Annotated in this window: 17 protein-coding genes and 1 pseudogene; 1 reads left to right on the top strand and 17 read right to left on the bottom strand. The window is 38.2% G+C overall.

The features are described 5' to 3' along the window. Window positions 1-77: 77 nt before the first annotated feature. On the top strand, window positions 78-1,964 hold the full coding sequence (locus MTQ00_RS20850; protein WP_273650862.1) for a hypothetical protein: 1,887 nt from the start codon (window positions 78-80) through the stop codon (window positions 1,962-1,964). 74 nt (window positions 1,965-2,038) lie between these two features. Here MTQ00_RS20850 and polA read toward each other — a convergent pair whose 3' ends face one another. From polA to MTQ00_RS20770, 17 genes and pseudogenes are all read right to left on the bottom strand, one after another. Next, complete coding sequence (gene polA / locus MTQ00_RS20845) at window positions 2,039-4,864, bottom strand: DNA polymerase I (protein ID WP_273650861.1); 2,826 nt, start codon at window positions 4,862-4,864, stop codon at window positions 2,039-2,041. A 114-nt stretch (window positions 4,865-4,978) separates the two neighbouring features. Continuing rightward, window positions 4,979-5,482 (bottom strand): hypothetical protein, encoded by a 504-nt coding sequence (locus MTQ00_RS20840; RefSeq protein WP_273650860.1) that lies wholly within the window; start codon window positions 5,480-5,482, stop codon window positions 4,979-4,981. A gap of 9 nt (window positions 5,483-5,491) precedes the next feature. Then, entirely contained in the window at window positions 5,492-7,144 is a 1,653-nt protein-coding gene (locus MTQ00_RS20835; RefSeq protein ID WP_273650859.1) for a hypothetical protein, read from the bottom strand. Between the two features lie 48 nt (window positions 7,145-7,192). Further along, a complete protein-coding gene (locus MTQ00_RS20830; RefSeq protein ID WP_273650858.1) occupies window positions 7,193-7,384 on the bottom strand; it encodes a hypothetical protein in 192 nt (63 codons plus the stop codon). Window positions 7,385-7,411: 27 nt separating this feature from the next. Further along, window positions 7,412-7,588: a hypothetical protein gene (locus MTQ00_RS20825; protein ID WP_273650857.1), complete on the bottom strand. Its 177-nt coding sequence runs from the start codon at window positions 7,586-7,588 to the stop codon at window positions 7,412-7,414. Between the two features lie 53 nt (window positions 7,589-7,641). Then, on the bottom strand, window positions 7,642-8,055 hold the full coding sequence (locus MTQ00_RS20820) for an immunity 70 family protein (RefSeq protein ID WP_273650856.1): 414 nt from the start codon (window positions 8,053-8,055) through the stop codon (window positions 7,642-7,644). A gap of 25 nt (window positions 8,056-8,080) precedes the next feature. Further along, window positions 8,081-9,637 (bottom strand): hypothetical protein, encoded by a 1,557-nt coding sequence (locus MTQ00_RS20815; protein WP_273650855.1) that lies wholly within the window; start codon window positions 9,635-9,637, stop codon window positions 8,081-8,083. A 1-nt stretch (window position 9,638) separates the two neighbouring features. Continuing rightward, window positions 9,639-9,896 carry a hypothetical protein gene (locus MTQ00_RS20810; protein WP_172284107.1) on the bottom strand — a complete coding sequence of 86 codons (258 nt, stop codon included), beginning with the start codon at window positions 9,894-9,896 and terminating at the stop codon, window positions 9,639-9,641. Beyond that, window positions 9,871-10,761 carry a hypothetical protein gene (locus tag MTQ00_RS20805; protein ID WP_172284105.1) on the bottom strand — a complete coding sequence of 297 codons (891 nt, stop codon included), beginning with the start codon at window positions 10,759-10,761 and terminating at the stop codon, window positions 9,871-9,873. Before MTQ00_RS20805 ends, MTQ00_RS20810 begins: the two co-directional genes overlap by 26 nt. 8 nt (window positions 10,762-10,769) lie before the next feature. Beyond that, a complete protein-coding gene (locus MTQ00_RS20800; protein WP_273650854.1) occupies window positions 10,770-12,935 on the bottom strand; it encodes a type VI secretion system Vgr family protein in 2,166 nt (721 codons plus the stop codon). Window positions 12,936-13,183: 248 nt separating this feature from the next. Beyond that, entirely contained in the window at window positions 13,184-13,597 is a 414-nt protein-coding gene (tssD, locus tag MTQ00_RS20795) for a type VI secretion system tube protein TssD (RefSeq protein ID WP_172284101.1), read from the bottom strand. Between the two features lie 326 nt (window positions 13,598-13,923). Next, window positions 13,924-16,257 (bottom strand): TonB-dependent receptor, encoded by a 2,334-nt coding sequence (locus tag MTQ00_RS20790; RefSeq protein WP_273650853.1) that lies wholly within the window; start codon window positions 16,255-16,257, stop codon window positions 13,924-13,926. Between the two features lie 124 nt (window positions 16,258-16,381). Next, window positions 16,382-17,377, bottom strand: a complete 996-nt coding sequence (locus MTQ00_RS20785) for a DUF2931 family protein (protein WP_273650852.1) — start codon at window positions 17,375-17,377, stop codon at window positions 16,382-16,384. A gap of 73 nt (window positions 17,378-17,450) precedes the next feature. After that, a complete protein-coding gene (locus tag MTQ00_RS20780; protein ID WP_273650851.1) occupies window positions 17,451-18,419 on the bottom strand; it encodes a hypothetical protein in 969 nt (322 codons plus the stop codon). Then, on the bottom strand, window positions 18,412-20,091 hold the full coding sequence (locus tag MTQ00_RS20775) for a T6SS phospholipase effector Tle1-like catalytic domain-containing protein (protein WP_273650850.1): 1,680 nt from the start codon (window positions 20,089-20,091) through the stop codon (window positions 18,412-18,414). Before MTQ00_RS20775 ends, MTQ00_RS20780 begins: the two co-directional genes overlap by 8 nt. A gap of 2 nt (window positions 20,092-20,093) precedes the next feature. Then, complete coding sequence (locus tag MTQ00_RS22410; RefSeq protein WP_442868064.1) at window positions 20,094-20,252, bottom strand: hypothetical protein; 159 nt, start codon at window positions 20,250-20,252, stop codon at window positions 20,094-20,096. Window positions 20,253-20,343: 91 nt separating this feature from the next. Beyond that, window positions 20,344-22,030 (bottom strand): annotated as a pseudogene (locus MTQ00_RS20770) (type VI secretion system Vgr family protein); the annotation flags it as partial. Between the last annotated feature and the right edge of the window lie 29 nt (window positions 22,031-22,059).

Below are 22,059 nucleotides of genomic sequence, written 5' to 3'. Positions count from 1 at the left end.
GCGAAAAAGGGTAATTGAAACTGAATGGTGATTATTCCAACTTTGTTTAGAGATAAAACTAACCAAAACAAAGAGCCATGAAAAATTATTTATCAAAAACTTTAAGCCTATTCAGCGTCTTACTTTTTCTAGGCAGCTGTACTCCGCTAAAAACCGCATTGAATAAAAAATTTCCGCCTGTTTCTACCATCGACCAGCAATATACCTCGGTTGAAAAAAACCTTTCTGAGCTTACTGATTTCAGCCCCCATATAGGAGTAAATATAGATAGGGATATCATTCTGCAATATTTACCTCCTGAGATCAAAAAAGCAGCGGAAGCGATAAATGATGAGAACATCCTGGTACAAAATGTAACTCCAAAACTATCCTTTGATAAACAGGGAATATTTGTAGAAGCTGATTTTTCAGTCAGGTTTCCTAAATATAGTATAGAAGCCACCGGGAATTTCAAAGGGGTTACTGCTGTTTCTACCAAATCAGATTCTTTATACCTGAGAAGTGCTTTAACTTCTTTAAAAATTGAAAGCATTCAATTTTTGAAACATCCCAAAATATCACAAAAGGTATTGGCAAAAATGCTTTCCCCCATTCTTAAAAATTATATCGACAATGTAAACGGACAAATTTTTAAAAAGCCAACAATTATTAATATTGGCTGGGGACAATCTTATCAGCTTAGCCTAAAGGAAATGTTTAAAAATCCGGATACTGAAATTATCGCTGACTCCATAAGAATATCACGGTTTGTAAAAAAATCATCAGTAAGAATACAATCCACAGGTGTTTCAATAATGGCTGAATTAACAAAAGAAAAGCCTTTAATTAATGACTTAAAAAGTATTTCTCAAAACAAACCAAGAAGTGAAGCTGAGTTATCAAAACTATTCAAATTATTCAGTGAGAAGTATGACAATTTGTGGTTAAGTGTTTTTGAGCCTATTGATGCAAAATCGTCAGTAACGGCCAATGTAAGTAAGGCAGAGATTTCATCGATTTTCAACGAGGCATTTTCCAATCCTATTAGCTTAAAACAGAATTTCATTATTCCTCAGACTTCATTCAATGAGAAGCTGGAAGTAAAAAGAGGTGATATCAACTGCCAGAAAGTAAGAACTGATTTTAAATATCCTGATTTTAACGGCCCAAGTTGTAACTGGAGCTGCTCCAGATGGGACCCGATATGTCACAGTACAAGGGCTGCATGCAGAGTACGAAGAGAGGCGCAAAGAGTCATTTGGCAGACTGCCCGTGAAACAGCTCGTATTGCTCATCAGGTTGAAAATGAAGCCAAAGTAGCAGCCTGTAACGTCTGGCGGGAAACCCTGGATTTCTTAGCTTTGGGAAGATTTAAAGGAGAAATATCCGGTAACGGAAAAGCGTTTGTTCATTTTCAATCTCTCCGTTTCAATCCGGATCTTTCAGAAATGAGCATGCAATACTATGGTAATGTCGATGCTACTCTGCAGTCCAATCTTGAGTTAAAGCCTGTGGACCTTGGACATATTTTCTTTTGCTTTTCCGATTATGATAAAAGAGTATCAAGTGATATTGACATTAGTATACCAGAGTCCGTATCAAAAATATCTATCACCTCAGCACGTGAAGGAGAAAACCTTCTTTTACATATCAAGCCCGATGATATATTATACAATGCATCTATACAACCAAGTCCTCTTCATAGTCTTCTGCTAGACCCTAAATTTCAGGTACAATGTCCTATCAGTGTTTTATTAACCTTAGGGCAAATAGGAATTGCTGCCGGAGAGTTTCTTAACATGGTTAAATTAGCTCCCGAACAAAAATTATTACTTTTGGGACGGACAAATGGAAAATACAGCATCGATAGCTTTAGAATTCCGTTCAAACCCATTGAGTTTAAAATCAATGGTGTCCAAAAAAAATCATCTGTATTCTGGAATAGTAAATCGATACAGTTCACCTATTTGGAACCAATCCTTTAAGATCAATAATTATCAACGAAAAAATGCTGAATTGAATTCAGCATTTTTTTATTGTTACATGAAACAATTGTATTTTAATGGGCTTCCAGCCAGTTGTTCCCTACTCCAACCTCAACCAATAAAGGAACCTGCGTTTCGATGGCACTTTCCATTTCGGTTTTGATAAGTTTTGTAGCTACTTCAATTTCTTCGATCGGCGATTCAAATACCAATTCGTCATGTACCTGCAGCAGCATTTTGGTTTGAAGATTTTGTTCATCCAATTGCTTGTCAATTTTGATCATTGCCATTTTTACAACATCTGCCGCGCTTCCCTGAACAGGAGCATTGACGGCATTCCGCTCTGCATGGCCACGCACAACAAAGTTATTGGAGTTGATATCTTTTAAATGACGCTTTCTTCCTAAAATAGTTTCTACATATCCTAACTCGCGCGCTTTTTTAACCTGCTCAGCCATATACTCTTTCAGCTTCGGATAGGTCTCAAAATAAGCTTCGATCATCTGTTTGGCTTCTGATCTGGATAGCCCTGTTTGTTCTGCTAGTGCGAAAGCGCCCTGACCGTAAATGATTCCGAAGTTAACTGTTTTAGCCTGCCCTCTTTGTGTTTTGGATACTTCTTCCAAAGGAATTTTAAAGAGTTTCGCAGCTGTAGAAGCGTGGATATCTTCACCGTCCTGGAACGCTTTGATCATATTATTTTCACCTGAAATTTCAGCAATCAAACGTAATTCGATCTGAGAATAATCGGCTGAGATGATTTTCTTTCCTTCTCCGGAAACAAATGCACCACGAATCTGTTGTCCTCTCAATGTCCTGATCGGAATATTCTGCAAATTCGGGTTTACACTTGCCAGACGTCCGGTTGCAGCAGTTGTCTGCGAGAAATTGGTATGTACACGCTCATCTTTATCAATCTGGGATGGTAAGGCATCTACATATGTTGATTTCAGTTTCTGATAGGTTCTGTATTCCAGGATATGCTGAATGATCTCATGCTTTGAAGAAAGTTTTTGAAGAACATCTTCTGAAGTAGCATATTGCCCTGTTTTAGTTTTTTTAGCTTTCGGATCAAGCTGCATCTTTTCAAATAATATTTCTCCTAACTGCTTAGGAGAGTTCATATTGAATTCCTCCCCTGAAAACTCGAAAATTTTAGATTCAAGCTGTTTCAGATCGTTTTCAAGGTCAATACTTTCCTGAGCCAACCATTTTTCATCAAGAGAAATCCCCGCCAGTTCCATTTTTGCCAGAACGACCATTAATGGCATTTCTATTTTAAAAAAAAGGTCTTCAAGGTTTTCTTTTTTCAATTGCGGAGCAAAAAGCTCATATAATTGGAACGTTACATCTGCGTCTTCCGCAGCATAGTCCGTTTGTGTCCTTAAATCTGCGTCTCTGAAAGTTCCCTGCTTCTTACCTTTTTTACCAATAATGGTTTCTATGGAAACAGGTTTATAATTTAAATATACTTCTGAAAGGTAATCCATTCCGTGTCTTCCGTCCGGATTCAGAAGATAGTGAGCAATCATGGTATCGAACATTGCACCTTTTACAGTAATGCCGTATTGCTTTAATATCTTGTAATCGAATTTCAGGTTATGGGCTACCTTAAGAAGATCTTCCTTTTCAAAAAAAGGTCTGAAAATTTCTAATGTTTGCAGCACTTCTCCTTGATCTTCTGACAAAGGTATGTAATAAGCCAATCCTTTCTTATACGAGAAACTCATTCCTACCAATTCAGCTTCCAGCTCATTTAAAGAAGTTGTTTCTGTATCAAAACATACTACCCTTTGCTGTAATAAATTGTTAACAAGGATTTTTTGGGCTTTAGGATTATCTATAAACTGGTATAAATGTTCGTTGTGTTCTATTGTTGATTTTGTAGAAGTCGCCTGATCCAATTCCTCATAAGTAGCAAACAGATCAAGCTGTGTAACCTGACCCTTTACATGAGTTCCGGCAGGAGTCTGTGTAACCTCAACCTCACTTACCACAACAGTTTCTGTAGGAGCAAAAGCACGGTAAAGATTTTCATATAATCTTCTGAATTCTATCTCGTCAAAAACCTGTTTTACTTTTTCAAAATCAGGAGTTTCAAGATCGTATTGTTCCTGATGGAACTCGATAGGAGCATCGCAGATAATGGTGGCTAGTTTTTTAGATAAAATTCCTCTTTCTGCCGATGCTTCTACTTTTTCTTTCAACTTTCCTTTTAACTGATGGGTATTGGCTAAAAGATTTTCGATACTTCCGTATTCTTTCAGGAATTTCATCGCGGTTTTTTCTCCTACTCCTTCTAATCCCGGAATATTATCTACGGCATCCCCCATCATCGCCAGGAAGTCAATGACCTGTTTCGGATCATCGATTTCATATTTAGCTTTTACTTCTTCTACACCAAGAATTTCTATATCTCCTCCTTTTAAACCTGGTTTATAAATCTTGATTTTATCGGTAACCAATTGGGCAAAGTCTTTGTCCGGTGTTACCATAAAAGTAGTGTATCCTTCTTTTTCTGCTTTGCAGGCAATTGTACCGATTACGTCATCCGCTTCATATCCTTCAACCCCTAAGTAAGGAATATGCATGGCTTCCAAAATCCTGTGAATGTACGGAACGGCAATCTTGATCGCCTCAGGGGTTTCACTTCTGTTCGCCTTATAATCTGCAAAATCATCTGTTCTTACACTGGCTTGTCCTACATCAAACACCACTGCCAAATGCGTAGGTCTTTCTCTTCTGATCAATTCGATCAGAGAGTTTGTAAAACCAAAAATAGCCGAAGTATCAATTCCCGTACTCGTTAACCTTGGATTTCTGATCAATGCGTAATATCCTCTGAAAATCATCGCATAAGCATCGATGAGAAATAACCTTTTATCTTGAGTTGCGTCCATATTTTCTATAATGAACAAATATAAGAAAATAGGAATATTTATGTTCTACAATTAAAGATGAGATTTTTAATTTTAAAGTTCCATCAAATAAAAAAAGACCTTTTCAGGTCTTCTTTATTTTTTACTATAATTAAGATGCGGATTATCAGGTTTAAATTCATAATTAAACAATTCTTCTTTGGAAAGGCTTAACAGTTCCCATATATAATCCGGCAAAAATTCTCCGAATTTATCCTGGTAAGAAGTTGTTTCCTGAAATGTCCCATCAATAAGTTCAATAGATTTCAGATACTCATTATTAAAAACGATGCTTGCATTTACAATATTCCCATCTTCATCATATTCTTTTGAAACACCATACATTACATTGCCTTTGTTTTCATTAGCCTGCTCCAGATTTCCGTCAGAATCATAGATATATTCGATCCCATTTTTGTAGCCATTCTTATATTGGGCTTCAGATTCTATAGCATCTTTGAATTTTACATATATTTCTCCCGTAAAGGGTTCTTTACATTCTTTATCTAAAAAATATACAGCAAATCCGTTACTATCATTTTTAGTATACAAACGATCATCAGTATCTTCTAATCTCAACTCTGCATTTTTGTCAATCATATAAGTTTATTATTTATGTCCATGAGTGTTTATTCCATCTGTCAGGAAACCACAATGAGGGCATCTTACCTTAGGAGGAGGTGTTCCATTATTATTTTTAATTGCATTATTCTGTAAATCCCTGTTGTGAAGATCCATTTCCCGGATTGAATTTTCATCTACCGGAAGACCGGCTTCCCTTCTTGCTTTTAAAGCCTGATCGTAAGCTCTTATTTCAGAGTGAGCTGCTAATCGGTTGTCTGCAGTTTCAGGAAGTTTTATTTCACCACTTTTAATTTTGGCTTCGTACTCTGCCACTTTTTGTTTGATAAGAGGATCTGCACCACCCAATTCAGGAGGATCACTCAACCATTTTTCATAAGCATTCTTGCCTGTTACGTTATTTTTAAAGTTTTGTCCAAAAAAGGTTTTACCTGTTGCAGGATCATATACGCCTGATAAACATGGTCCCCTTTCTTTAGCACTTTGAGTTTCTACAATTTCTTTAGCCTTCGCCTCTGTATCAGCAATTAATTTATCACTAGGTTTTTGGGGTGTACTTTCATAAGCATCACCTTTTTTATTTTCTCCGGAATTGTTTTGCCCTTCATCACCTTGTCCTTTATTTCCGTTAGGTCCATCTTCCTCTGCCGCTTGCTGTTTCTCGTCTTTTGGTGGTTCTTCGTCCTTTGGCTGACCTTCATCTTTTGGTTTTCCTTCTTCTTTATTAGCGGTATTTCCGTCATTATCAGAAGGAGTATTTCCATCCTTATCACCACCGCTGTTTGATTCTTTTATAGGCGGAGCAGGCTCTTTCACTTTAATATTAAGCAAATATAGGAAAAGAAGATAATCGGACGGATGGGCCTGTCCGGTAAAAATACGTTTTCCCATACCTATTTCAGGAATTCCTCCATTGACTAAAGCAGCTCCGGCATCACCGGCATCCTGAACATTTCCATAAGCATGCTCATTAGCCAGCGCATTTAATCCGAACAATGCCCGACTTCCTCCCCAAATTCCGGTAAAACTTCCGGCAACGTTTGAGAGAACACTGGAAAAGGTTGGCGCTGCTACGGCTAGTGATCCGCCTGCAAGTCCCGAGACCAGAAATCCTCCAGCCCCTACCGCCGCACCACCAAGGGCACAGCCTGCAAGCTGAGTGACATAATTAAAGCTACCCAAAGCTAAAGCATGGGTCCAGCTTTTGATTTCAGGAGCAAATTTCACCACTCCACCTATAGAACAGGTCATGGTACGGTCTCCTGTAATACCTGGAGTGCCTGTAAGTATTAGATTGCTCTTACTTCCATCCCATGTTCTTGCTGTTGCATTTTTTTGCCCACACTTCAACGCTCCGTCTACGGCTGCAATAACTCCACCTGCAACCCCAGCAGCTGCGCCTATAGCCATCATTCCGATAAGACCTATAGCAGCAACACCTCCGGTACCTACAATTAAGGCGACCACTACCACTACAGCCACAGCAGTTAAAAGTGCGGCCCAAAGCATATTTTTTGTACAGCCGAAATCGATCCAGCTGCTTGTAGCGGTATCCGCTACAGTGATATAGACTTCTCCTGAGCTTTTTTTATTGCTTTTTCTGGTTCCCTGTAGTTGTGCAGGCATTGCGCCGCTGGAGCACATCCAGAAGTCTTTTTCTGTAATAATCTTATTTCCCATATCTGGTTTTTAGGATTTATATTTTATATGGGGCTTGTATATTTTAAATTAAAAAATAAGGCAGTTTCTTACATTTCCCAGAAACACTCTTTTATTAAGAAATTTCATTTTATTATCTTCTATTTTATAAACCATTCCAAAAGAATACCCTGAACCTTCATCAACATTATATACCTGAGAAACAATAGCATCAAAACTACCGTCTTTAAGAGTAATCTTATTACTGTAGATTAAAACCACCGTCTCTTCGTCAATGCTTTCTATTTCTTATTCTGCCATTTCAATGGCTTCATCCAAAGAGTCCGCAATCATCTTTTTAATATTTTTTTCGCCAAAATAAATAAATGGAGAAAATCGCACGCCATTCTGAATATTTTCAATCGCAATCTCTTCTCCTTTTTCTATTTCAGCTTGTAACTCTTTTTCTAAATCTTCATATTCCATAAATCTTCATTTCTTTTGGTAAGCTTTGTTTTTTAATATACTTCTAGTAAAGATTACATACTATGGATATTAATATCTTTATTAACACTTTTTGCAGCATCAAAGGCTTTATAGAAGACATTAAAAAGATCTTCACCATCATTGGTATAAAAATAATTGGACAGATCGGTTATTCTTTCGGCAATATTATCTCCCCAAGGTGGTTGTTTCGACAGATCCTCAATATCCCACACTACCATAGATGGTGAATATTCTTCCAATTCTTTTTGGATCGTTTTTAATTCATTAATTGCTCCATCTACCTTATCTGCGGGTAAAGTTTTATAATACAATTCATTCATTAGCAATGGAAATCTACTGCCCCATTTATTATTTTCCAGATTATAAGCAATTGTAGAAAAAAAAGAATGTAAAAAATCACCCGTGCCTATCTTATAAAATATAGGTCCTACCTTTAATCCTGTCATTATTTATTTTTTATAAATATATTAATTATTGAATAAAAATTACCTCCAGATTCGGACAACTCTTTTGAATACTAGATTCTAACTGAACTAATGCCTCAGGAGACATATTTTGACCTCTAACATCAATTACTGCTGTCTGTCTTGTTCCTGGTGGAAGATTTTGTAATCTGTCTGTATATTGTCTGTTAAGCTCATTCGTTAAATTTCTTCGACCCGTATTAGATGTGACATCATAATTTTTCACCTCAACACTATGTCCTGTATTATATAAATCAGGCCTTGTACTTCCTTCCGTTCCATACGGCACTTCTTTGCCATCAATGAAACTTTTTTGAGTATCATAACCAGGATACATTTGTTCCGCATCAATTTCACTTTTTCTCCAGCTTGGTCGATTTGTATCATTTGGGTTATTAGGATTAGGTTCGGTTGGTTCTGCAACCTGGGCATTAGGATCCTTAACGAATTTATGAGTTTGAGAATCTTTTAATCTTCCATTGCTATCTCTATAGGTACCAGGCGGATCACCAGGCTGACTACTTTCATAAGAATTTGCTTCCCCGCCTTCATTGGGTTTTGTTGTTGTTTCTCCTTGTCCTTTGCTTCCATTAGCTCCTTCTTCTTCAGGCGTTTTGTTTCCTTCTTCTTTAGAAGTATTATTTCCATCTTTATCGCCTCCACTATTCTGCTCTTTAATGGGTGGTGCAGGTTCCTTCACTTTTATATTTAATAAATATAAAAACAGAAGATAGTCAGAAGGATGAGCCTGTCCGGTAAAAATACGCTGTCCCATACCAATTTCAGGAATTCCTCCATTGACTAAAGCAGCTCCGGCATCACCGGCATTCTGAACATTTCCATAAGCATGCTCATTAGCCAGCGCATTTAATCCGAACAATGCACGGCTGCCTCCCCAAATTCCGGTAAAACTTCCGGCAACGTTTGAGAGAACACTGGAAAAGGTTGGTGCTGCTACGGCTAGTGATCCGCCTGCCAGTCCCGAGACCAGAAATCCTCCAGCCCCTACCGCCGCACCACCAAGGGCACAGCCTGCAAGCTGAGTGACATAATTAAAGCTACCCAAAGCTAAAGCATGGGTCCAGCTTTTGATTTCAGGGGCAAATTTTACCACTCCACCTATAGAACAGGTCATGGTACGGTCTCCTGTAATACCTGGAGTGCCTGTAAGAAGAAGATTATTTTTACTAGCATCCCATGTTCTTGCCGTGGCATTTTTTTGCCCACACTTCAATGCTCCGTCTACGGCTGCAATAACTCCTCCTGCAACTCCTGCCGCTGCGCCGATGGCCATCATTCCGATAAGACCTATGGCAGCAACACCTCCGGTACCTACAATTAAGGCGACCACTACCACTACAGCCACAGCAGTTAAAAGTGCGGCCCAAAGCATATTCTTTGTACAGCCAAAATCTATCCAGCTGCTTGTAGCGGTATCCGCAACAGTGATGTAGACTTCTCCTGAGCTTTTTTTATTGCTTTTTCTGGTTCCCTGTAGTTGTGCAGGCATCGCACCACTGGAGCACATCCAAAAATCTTTTTCTGTAATAATCTTATGTCCCATATTACAGTCTTTTTAGGGTTTGTTTTCGAGTATGGGCTTTTATCCTGTTTCTATCATCGATCCGCTGATGCTCAATTCCGTAAACGGTTTTTCTGATAAATTTCTCCTGATCTTTTTCATATTCTTTAGCCATAAAGATGAAAAAGCTTTTAATACAGTTTTTCCTGTCGAATTTTAAATTAAATCCGAGGCGGTAATTTCTTATAGAAATGCTCTTTATATAAGACTTTACATCAGGAAGTCGCTGTATTGTATTCATCTGACATTTTATATTTAAGAATTTCGTCGCTATAAAATGTATATTTCAATTTTGCATAAAGATTTTCAGGATCGGCAATTTCTTCTCTCGTAAGGGAAGCTTCTATGATTCTTCCTGTAGATTTTTCCGTTCTGTAAATCCCTTTTTCGTTGAGTGAGGTTTCCAGTTTGGAAACATCGATCTGATTGGAAAACTGAATATACGCCCGGTTATAAAATCCTATGTTCAATAAAATGGATGGTTCTCCGGAAAGTTCTACAATCATTTCATCGGAAGACAGTAATGGGTTACTGCTATTCTTCAGGTCAAAACTCCAGTGTACATTGGCTGAATTAAAAAGGTTTAATGCATTTTCCTTGTAATTTCCCGGGATTTTTCGTCCATAGATTTTATTAAAATACATCAGGAAAAATTCATTATTCTGAATGCCTTCTATCAGCTTCTTTTCATCCTGGAAGATGTTATCATTTAAGATAATCGCATTTTTAATTTCAGGATTATTTTCTGCTATCTTTTCCATTTCAGCCTTGGTCTGCTGCCACTTTGAACGAATGACATTCATATTGGAAACTTCCACGACTTTGCCTTCACTATTTATGGTCAGATATAATTCATTATACAACCTGGAAAACGCATTCGTAAGTGCTGCCACCTCTTTAATTAGAGGATTATTGGCTTCAAGAAGAATGTGGTCCAGAACAATTATTTTTACTTTAATATGATCCTCTGCTACCTGTAGAACGGTGAAATCCCATCTTAACTGTGAACGGGAAATCATGTGTACATTTACCGCTTTAATATCTGAATCTATTATAAGAGTATATTGTTCAGAAAATTTATCTTTTATGTTGAATGATTCACTCATAGATCTGTTTAATTAATAAATGCGTCCCCACCATCGATCTTGGTCTGTCCGCCACCGAGATGATTGGCAGGAGATGAAAGATCAATTCCTTTGGTACCTACAACTCCGATTCCCTCTCCACTGATTCCAATGATCTTTCCGCTGAGGATAATTGTTCCGTCAGCTTTTAATGTAATTGAACTGGCACCTGTCTTGATGGTTACATTCGTGTCGCATTCTAAAGATATATTTCCGGCATTATCCATTGAAAACACAGAATTGGCACCACCGCCATCTTTACTTCCGACATTGATGACATTTTTGCTACCTGTATTTACTGTATTGTTATTACCTACTTTTACTGTCTTATTGTTATTGGCATTGGTCGTTGCATTACCGGCACCATCAAACTTCATATTCGCACCTCCCTGATCTGTTAAAAAAACAGAACCTGCTCCGTCATCCAGTTCCAGTTTATTACCACTTCTGCTGCTTAAGCTTTTAATATTATTTCCTGCGCCACCGCCACCGCCAACACCTCCGTGAAACATACCTCCCATAACAAAAGGACGGTCCGGATGTTGATGAACGAAATTAACCACAACCTGATCGCCGACTTCAGGGATGGCCATAAATCCACGATTTTTGCTTACTTTTTCACTTCCTCCACCATCGGGAGTCATCACTCTGATAAATTCCGTGGTTGCAGATCCGTTTTGCCAGTCAAACTGTACCTGTACACGACCCTGGTTTAAGGGATCGGTATTGGAGATCACTTTGGCAAACTGAGGTTCTGCTTTAGGGGTTTCAAACTCCGGCCGTGGAATAAATCCTGTATCAGATGCAATCGCATCAAATGTTCCTGTATAATATCCTCTTGCATCTACCTCGTGAGTCATATCTATGATCATGAGTTTTGTGAAATAAGAGGTTTCATTACTGTCTGTTTTCCGCATCTCAATATCGGCAGTACATCCTGGATACAGGAAAGGAACAGTAGTGGTTCCTGAAGTAATGAAAACACTGGATGCTTTACTTCCCGCAGTACCTTTTTGGGATGCGTCAATGTCCATAAATGATGAAGCCTTAATCGGAGCTACTCTCAGAGATGGCGTTGTAAATGTTTTTTCTGAAATTTCGTATGCACGCTTGGCAATATCTGAAGTATGGGTAATTTTTGAATTACCGGTGGTTAGTTTTTCATTCTTACTGCTGTTATACCCATAAAAAGTAGGATTAACATGCTGAGCCTTCATTCTTATTTTTATATCCTGAACGCTGCTGCCATAAGTAAGCTTGATTGGTTTTTCCTGAGGCGGCAATTTTCCGAAATGAAGAACTTCACCGTCATAATAGAATTGCTCACCATAGGCTTCGGCAATTCTTGCAAGATAATTATAATGGGTTTCCTCATATTGGGAGCTGTAAGAGACATTTCCATGTTGTGAATCAACCCGGAAGTCAAACTTATTTTGTCCCAATCCTTCTTTTATAACCTGATCTGCGATGCTATTTAAGCTTATTTCTTTACCTCCTCCAAAGCTCTGGATATGAGGAGCCGCATCAAGCAAAACGGTAGGACTTGATCCCGTAAGTACTACATTTCCAAGGCTGCCCTTCTCCTGGCTAAAACCTACTTCGGTAATAACCCCTACAAAACTTCTTTCAGGTCCATCTTCAACGTCTTTGTATTTAAATACGACAGTGATTCTTTTTCCAAGGAAATTTTGGGCTTCTTCAAGGTTATGGTTTTCCGGATTTCCCAGTGTATCATGAGCAAGCATTAAATCGAATTCATGATGTTTTGTAGCACTTTGTTTAAGCTTAAAGTGTTTAAAGTGTTTTACAATTTTTCCTTCAATAATAATATCAAGTTTTACCACCCTATTGATACCCATGATCTGGCTTTGAGGGAGCGCATTCGCATTATGTATTTTGGAAGTAGGTTGCTTGGACCATACTTTATCTTCTATAACAGAAGGAGCTGTAGGCTGCACAACCTGGTTCATAAAAAGACCGGAGGCATTTTGTGCCATGCCTGAATAAGCCTGAGCCTGGGATAGCTTTTGGGTTATTTTCTGAACTTTCGGATTTGCTTTTTCCTGTATTTTTTCACTACCCTTTTGTATTGCCTGTGTTTTCACTGTATCTCCCAGTTGTTCTGCAGGACCTTTTATATTTTTGGGCGCCGACATTTTCGGCGATTGACCATCCTTAAACATAATCTTACTATTTGAATTGATTAGCTGATGTTGTGAAATAAAATCATCTTATGATCAGATAATTTTCTATATTCCCTCTAAACCAAAAATCATAAACACCTAATTAATAGATATATATGATATTTTTATAGAGTTATGGATCTCAAAACGAAAAAACAGAATAGTCAACTCTGGTGAGTAAACTATTCTGTACCAATTTTATTTTTACTAGGATGGTTTAATTAATTGCTGCTTCCACCTGGCCAGATACCTTCATAGATACCGTTACCATAATGGATTTTTTCTGCACTTACGATGAAGCTGATCAGCATACTGTTGTCATCCACAGCATCAAAGTCTACTTCGTGCTGAATAACATATCCGTTCTCCCATGTTAAAGTAATTAATGTTCCTTCTTCGTGAGATTTATTGAAAGTAACTTCACCTGTTGTAGGCTTGTATTTCCCGTTAAGTAAGCTTTCTAAGATGTCAGATTTTTCTGTAGCTTCGATCGTTAATTTGATGATTGCGTTGGAAGGGTCAGAAGCTACACGTCCTGAAACGTCTGTAGATCTTGATACGCTGTAATTAAGCTTTAATAATTTCTGACCTTCGCCTCCGTTGAATTTTAAGATTCCTCTTGAATTTGCTGCCATGATTTGTAAATTTTAATCGTTAATATTTTGTGATGTGGTGTTCAATTGTATAGCAAATATAGATTGCTTATTCTTAATCTGAAACTTTTTGATCACCTATCTGAGTTTTTGTAGTAATTCTACGATTTGGTGTAGTAATTCTACGATAATAGAAATAAATAACACATTAAAACACTTATAATCAAATAATTATAATTAAAATTCAGTCAATATATCTAATTATTTTTAACACCCATCCGAGAGATATTAACAAAAAATTAATAAAATTTAGAAGGTGTTAACATAAGATTAGATTCAAAAAAAGCTGTGAAAATCACAGCTTAAATTTAAAATTTATATGCAATACTCCCGAGGACCTGGGTCGGATTTTGTGGAGTTAATCTTACCGACCATGTTTTTTCATTGGTCAGGTTATTCACTTTTATTCCTGCTCTGAAATTTTTATGATCATAAAAGACTGTAGCATCTAAAGTAGTATATGCCGGGATAATAACTTTAGCTGTTGTCGTATTGGTCTGGAAAGAATGATTTCCCTTATTTCCTCCAAAACCCACTCCGAGTCCTTTTAATTCTCCCGCCATGATTTGATAGCTCATCCATAAATTGTAAAGATTGGATGGTCCGGATAAAGCAGGACGCAACCCATTGATTTTTTCTTCTGCTTTGGTCATTTTACTGTCATTATAGGCATATCCAGCAATAATATTGAATCCACGAAAAGGGTTTGCAGTAAATTCTACCTCTACTCCTTTACTTCTCTGCCCTCCGTCTTGTAAAGAATACAGATTATTAACAGGATCAGGTCGCACCATATTTTTTACATCAATATCATAATAGCTCACTGTTCCTACCAGCTTATGTCCAAAAAGGTCTCCCTTTATTCCTATTTCTTTCTGGTTTGCCTGTTCCGGTTTGAAAGTGTTTCCGTTGATATCTGATCCTCCTTTATTGGTAAATCCATTCATATAGTTTCCGAAAATGGATACTTTGTCTTTTACCACCTGGTAAACCAAACCGAATTTTGGGGAAAAATTAGTCTGCCAGTAATCACCTGAGTTTACATTTTTAGCAATATCGGTAACTCCAAGATTTTGATATCGGTCTGCCCTCAGACTTACCATAGCCAGAAATCTGTCGGTAATATTGAAGACATCGGATGCATAAATAGCATAGCTGTTGTCTCCATTTTTTTCGATCCTTGGGGTTCCTGAACTAGCAAGATTATCTATCGTAGATTGATTGGCTGAATAGGGCGTATTGCTGGTAAAATCAAATGGAGCACCTGTCACCGTTACCCTGTCGAAACTATTCGCATTGTTGTAATAATCCAGCCCAATGATCAATCTGTTTCTATGTCCTGAAATCTGAAAGTCCCCAATAAAATTTTGTTGAATATTGGTCGCAATGAAATTGGTATTTCCCTTCATCACCTGTAAGCTTGCTTTTGTATCAGAAGTCCCATTGATGGCAGTAATGTATCCGTCTATGGTCGATCTTGCACGTGAGAAAACGGTTTGAGATGTCCAGTAATCAGAAATCTTATAGTTCATTTGTGCAAAAATATTCATCATTTCTGTTTCATAAGCAATATCATTGCTTCCAAACAACCGGTTATAAGGAAATCCCATATCAGCAATAGATTGTACTTTATTGCTTTTCAGGTAAGGATTAAACCTCACAACAGAGGTAGCCTTCTCGTGGCCATATTCGATGTCAAATAAAAGAGAAAGCCTGTCATTGATCTGATAGGAAATAGAGGGTGCCATTGAGATCGCATTACTAAATCCAAGATCCTGAAAGCTTTTCTGGTACGTGGCCGCACCATTTAACCGGAAAAGAATGGTCTTATCCTTATTCACTGGTGTATTAATATCTGCAGTAAACCTGTTGTAGTTCCAGCTTCCTGCCGTATAGGACACTTCTCCTCCGAAACCATTATACGGCTTTTTGGTTACCCTGTTAAATAAACCTCCATATGTCGACAGATTTGAGCCAAATAAGGTTGCCGAAGGTCCTTTAATAGCTTCAATTTTTTCAAGGTTTGCCGGATCAATGGTAGTGTAGGCAAAACCTGAGATCCCGTTTCTTACCATAGGCTCCGTGGTAAATCCACGGGAAAGGAATGTAACACGTCCCTGATTGGCAAGCATGGGAATTCCGGAACCCGGAATATTTTTTGAGATACTTCCCAGATTAACTGCAATCTGTTCCTGAATCAACTCTTTTGGAACACTGAGGTAAACCTGCGGGGTTTCGATATTTTTCAAGGGAAGCTTGGAAACATAAGGACTTTCCTTTTTAGAAAACTTATTGGTGACCGTAGATAAAGTAATTTCCTGAATAACGGAAATATTTTCTTTCTCCAGCTGGTAATTGACCACTGCTGGTTCATTCTGCTTTACATGTACTCCTACAATTTTCTCATTGGAGCCAATAACCTGTATTTTAAGGTGGTAATCTCCTTCCGGCAATTCATTAAAACTGAAGTTACCATTCTGATCAGTTAGGGTATGCTTATGAGTCTCTATCAGCTCTATGGTCGCTTCGGAGAGATTATCTCCATTATACTGTTTGAGAGTCCCGGAGATAGATCCTGAATTTTGGGCAAAAGCCCAACCCAAGCCCCCGAAAAAAAAGGCAACAATAACGGCACGTTTCATTTAGTCAATTTTTCAGCCGCAAATGTAAGTTTTATTTATACTAAGTAAAAATAAGAATAGGTAACATTGATTAAAATCATGTCCCTGTTTCAAAAAGAAAAACCTTCTTTTATTTCTCTATTGATTATTTATAAGAATCGTGAAACTCTTTTTCGGTCTTGAAAATCCTTATGCTATCAGCCGGAAAAGGCTCCCCATTCAGAGAGATCTGAAATCCGCTGTTATCAGGAGCTATTGTTAGTTCAAGATTTCCCTTGCTTCCTGTTTTCCTGAAGGCTTCATTTGCTTTTTCCCAACTAAAAAAAGCACGCCCCAGGTATTGTTGTCCTTTTCCAGTTTCCCAGGTAAAGTTCAATTCTTTAGGTATTGCCCTTTCTTTGATCTGAATGTTATTAATCCATGGACGAAGCATCACTTCCGTTTCACCATTGTAAAAATCCAGGTTCATATCAAATAGGCGAAGTCCTTTATTCTGGGAAGTAATCAAAGGTTTCCAGGAATACTTTGTTCTATAATTATCCCATGTAACGGGTGATGCATCAGGATTAAAATCCCTTTTTTTAACCTCTTCTCTGGTCATACTCCATTTAGCAAACAGCTTTTTCTCAAGCTCTTTATCATTTTTTACTGCATCGGCCTGAAACCTGCCTAATTCTATTTGAACAGCACGAAAACGAAGCCATACAACTACCATTCCCTTGGGAGCAAAACCAAAAACCAAAGTTGAAAAGCTATTGTAAGGATTTTGTGCACTTCCAAAAGTTTCATTTCGTCCCAGGTTTTTATATTCCTGAAGTTCTTCGGTGTAAAGAGGAACTTCACTTTGGGCATAAGCCCGTTCCATATAGTCTTTAATTTTATCTTCCGGAAAGTCCGCTTTCAGATGGTAAAAAGTATCTTCATACCCTGCATAGTAAGTAATATCAGCTCCAATCGGAGTTCCATGCTGCTCGGTCCATCCTTTTCCGGATGTCCCCCATTCACCTGATGTTCCGCCATAAGGCAAGCTGGCAGGAATGCCTTCGAGGGTTATGATCTTATCATCAACGAACTCTATTCTATATGGATTGGCTGGAGCACATATTTCTACCTGAAACTGGGGTATTTCTTTTTCTTTCATTTTCTGACAGCTTATATTTTGGGCAAAAATTGCCAATAAAAACAATATCTTAATCAATCTCATATCAATTTCATTATTTTTGAGAAGCGGGTTGTACAGGAAGCGGGGGATCAGAATCATTGCTTTCTTCCCTTATCAGTCCCGGATCCTTCAAACATTTTGCGACCAGGAAGTTTTGGGGATCATATCTGTATTTCAGTTCTTTAGCCGGTTTCTGTTTTATTTTAACATATGGATAAATGATCCTGAGATGCTGATCGTTTGTACTATTCTTTTTTTCGTATTGATTTTTATTTTTGTTAAAAGAATAAGTTCCGAGGTCTATTTTATCCTGAACAACATGATAATCTTCATTCAAATATATCTTATCCTGATCGAAAATTGAATATATTTTGTCGAATTTCGCCAGTATATTTTCCGGTTTTTCTTCTTCAATATCAGTGGTATTTCCCAACTTAAGCGGTGAGCGGCGCACGAGGTTACTATCTTTAATGTGTCCCTCCTTAATCGTAATGATGCCATTAAGTTCAGAAATATCCTGTTCTTTTTCCAGAAAGAATAACAACAGATCGTTGCTCATATTGTCCAGCGGAAATACATTTACAACATCAGCGTTATTTTTTACGATCAGATCCTGTACTTTATTTTGAAATGGAATGAAGTAACCAGTTTGTCCGCAATCTACGTTAATGCGGACAGGACGCAGAATATCTGATTCTGTACTCAAGTATATCTTGTTCCGGATGATCTGCTGATCGGTAATAATCAATCGGTTTTCACCAGGAGTTTTCCTACTATATAAGAGGTATTCTGATTTTTGATGGATAGGATTAAAAATCAAAGCATTATTTTGTATTGACGCTCTTCCAATAGCAACCGTGGACGCTCCTATCGCAACAAACCGGTTATCAGGAAAAATATACAGATAAATCTGCTTTTCTCCAAAATAATATTGTCCGGTTATGTCTGGCGTTTTCTGACCATAATTATAATTAAAAATGAGTACTAAAAATAAATAGATCAATCTTTTCAGCTTATCCATCCTGTATATTCCTTTTTCTGTATTTCGCTTCCAATGCGCCTCTTTCCTTAGGAGCATTATCATTAGGTCTTGTATCTAACCCAATCTGATTGGTCTTAGCAGACCAATGAAGGTACTGATTTCTAAGTATTTTCAGATCTTCTTTATCGATATGCCCTAAATAGGAAATAGCTTTAATATCCTTTATATAACGGGAAGAGGAAGAGGTATCCCCTGAATTATATGCTTCTATATATTTATTCCGGAGATCATTGCATGCATTCATATATGTGGATAACTGCGAATAGATCTTCTTCATAAAGCTGTCATTTATTTTATGATTTTTTTCGATGACATCTTCCAGATACTTAATATCATTATTTCTGGAATAATGAAACATTTGGTTTAAGGGAATTTTATCATACATATTGGAAAGCTTCCTTGTTCCTACCAAACCATAATATTGTGCTCCTTTATTCCACCACCGGTCATAATTGACGTCTTTTTGGTAAAAATATTTAATTTTCAATTGGTCTTCATGATACCAGCCTTCTTCTACAACAATTTTTTTAAATGCTTCACACTCTTTATGCGTTTCTACATTCTGATAAGGATCATAAGGATCACAATACAACACGGAAATTTCCTCTCCAATGCCGTAGGACCCTCCAATATCGGAGTGAACTCCCGGAAGGGTAAATTCCAGACCATACAATCCTGTACTATTGATGTTCGTAAGGTCAAAATTATCCCTGTATTCATCATCAGAAGCCAACTGCAGGGCAAACTGTACTTTCCCTCTTCCAATGGTATCCAGCCCCAGCTGTTTGGTATCATTATCAATACCAAAGCCCCCTCTGTGATTAAGTCCATAGGACGCTACCGTATCATATAGCCCGGCAAATCTGAATCTGATCTCTTTAACCTCCAGTCCCTGCGCCAGGAGACAAGCTCCAAAATAACCATGTTGATTTATAAATGCATCTTTGGATCCATCTTTATCACTGATGGTCAGATATCCGTCTTTGATGTCTTCAGGTGGAAAAACCTGCAGGACTTTTCCAAAGTTAGAATAAGAGACATAAGCTTTTGAGTTGGCTACATGTACAAAATGTCTTGCCGCCGCTGCTCCGCGGCTAAACCCGAACACATTTACAGTTAGAATATTGATCGGCCTAATGTTATTTTTTAATTTATCTACAATCGCCTGTGCTCCCTTTAAACATCCTTTAGCCACCTTGGCGACTACTCCTGTGCTTCCGGTACCTTGTGCAACTCCTTTCAGGATACTATCGCTTTCTTTATCTTCTGTTCCGATCCCCTCAATGTACCACGACACCTGGTTACCCGCATTGGGATCTATAGCGTCATATCCTTTCGCTACGTTCGTAAATTCATTGTTGTAGCTATCATCCTTATCGCTGCTGGCTTCCTTAAAACCTCCACCCAGCATGGTATTGGTTTTATTATTCTGGGTTCCGTCAAAAAAAAGATTCAAGCTGATATCAATCGAATTTACGGGCTTATCATTGGGGTTTACTTTTTGTGCCTGTCCATAGCTTACCCCGGAATCCTTGCCTTTCTGCTCTACCGAAACCGAACTGTTATGTTCTATGCCTCCCTTGGCGTAGGTTAAATAATTCCCTCCGGTTCTCGTAGTCGTCTTACCTTCTACAAAATACTCGATGCTCATGACTAGTGATTTTTAGATTTCTCACCACTATTGTTTTGAACTTCTTTTTCAGCGTGATGTTCTACTTTTCCTTCACTATTGACCTCAACTCCTTTTAAGCTGGTCAGCTTGTGTTCTTTTTCTCCGTATACCTCCATGTCCCCTTTCACATAATGGCTCATTTTTCCAATGACATTGGTTGTAAAATCCGCCCGGTAGTCACATATTTCATAGACCCTACGCTTTCCGTATTATTGAGCATTATTTTATCCATTTTGTTCATCCCGACATAGGTATTCATATTTTCTCCAACATTAATATTCATATTCCGGCAGTTCAATGTCATGGTTTCAGGAGCTGTGATTGTGATGTTACTTCCGGTGGTGTCCAAATGGATCTTATTTCCCGACTTATCCGTAATAATGATGCTTTCATCTTCCGTAAAAATAATACGGTGCCCACTTCTTGTCTGAATGGATTTTACACGGTTATCTACTCCTCCTCCTAAACCTACACCACCATGAAACATTCCCCCCATTACAAACGGGCGGTCAGGATGGCTGTGAACAAAATTGACCATCACCTGGTCTCCTACTTCCGGTACTGCTACATAGCCTCTGTTTTGAGTAATCTGATCCGTTCCCCCTGCATCAGGAGTCATTACGCGGATAAAATGGGTAATATCATTAGTCTGCCAGTCAAATCTTACCTGTACCCGCCCCTGGTTTTCAGGATCGGCATTGGAAATTACAGTGGCAATCTGTGGTTCTGCTTTCGGAATTTTAAAATCCGGTTTTGGTAAAAATCCGGTGTCCGATGCAATGCCTTCAAAGCTTCCCTGATAATGACCGATTGTATCGATCTCGTGGGTGGTTTCGGTGATCATAATCCTGGTGAAATAATCACTTTCATTGGTATCAGGCTTACGCATCTGCACATCTACAATACATCCCGGATGTAAAAAAGGCACCGTAGTTTTTCCGGAAATGGAAAAAACACCTACCGCTTCACTCCCCGCAGCACTTTTCTGGGAATATTCCACATCAAGGTGTGTTGACGCTTTTACAGGTGCTACCTGCAGAGCCGGTGTTTTGAAGATTTTATCATTATGGGCATACGCTGTTTTGGCAAGATCACTTACATGCTGAATCGGTGTTTCACCGGAAGTAAGCTTTTCATTTCTACTGCTGTTGTATCCATAAAACTGAGGCTTTGTATGAACTGCTTTCAGTTCTACTTTTACATCATTGGCATTACTCCCGTAGGTAAGTTTGATCGGTTTATTTTGTGCAGGAAGCTTTCCAAAGTGCAAGACCTCTCCATCATAGAAAAATTGCTCACCGTAAGCTTCCGCCATTCTCGCCAGATAGTTATAGTGGGTTTCATCATACTGGCTGCTATAAACAATCTGGGAATAATCATTAGTATCTATCCTGATATCAAACCGGCTTTTATCGATACCCTGCTTAATCACTTCCTCTGCAATAATCCCCATATTAACGGCCTGGTCACCTCCAAAACTCTGAATATGCGGAGCACCGTCCAAAAGGATGGTAGGGCTATATCCTGTTAAAACAATGTTCCCAAGGCTCATTTGCTCCTGGCTGAATCCTACTCCTGTAATTACTCCCACAAACGTTCTTTCGGGACTGTTTTCTATGTCTTTGTAAGAAATCACAGCTGTAAGACGCTTACCCAAAAATTTATTGGCTTCTTCCAAAGTATGTGTTTGTCTTCCTCCAAGTGCATCGTGCGCTAAAGTAAGCGTAAACTCGTGGTGACGTTGTGCACTTTGCTTCAAAGTGAAATGCTTATAGTATCTGATCACATTTCCTTCGATCACAAGAGACAATTTTACGAGACGGTTGATCCCCGTATGATGGCTCTCCGAAACGCGATCAGCATTTTGTGAAGGACGAAAAGAAGGATTTTGGGATATGTTGGGTGATTTTGTTTTCATATAAACTGCATTTGGATCGTTAAACATTA

It is taken from the genome of Chryseobacterium sp. B21-037, from assembly GCF_028570785.1.
Classification (GTDB): Bacteria; Bacteroidota; Bacteroidia; order Flavobacteriales; family Weeksellaceae; genus Chryseobacterium; species Chryseobacterium proteolyticum.
The sequence above is the reverse complement of the archived record's forward strand: the minus strand, read 5'-3'. Positions and strand labels throughout refer to the sequence as shown.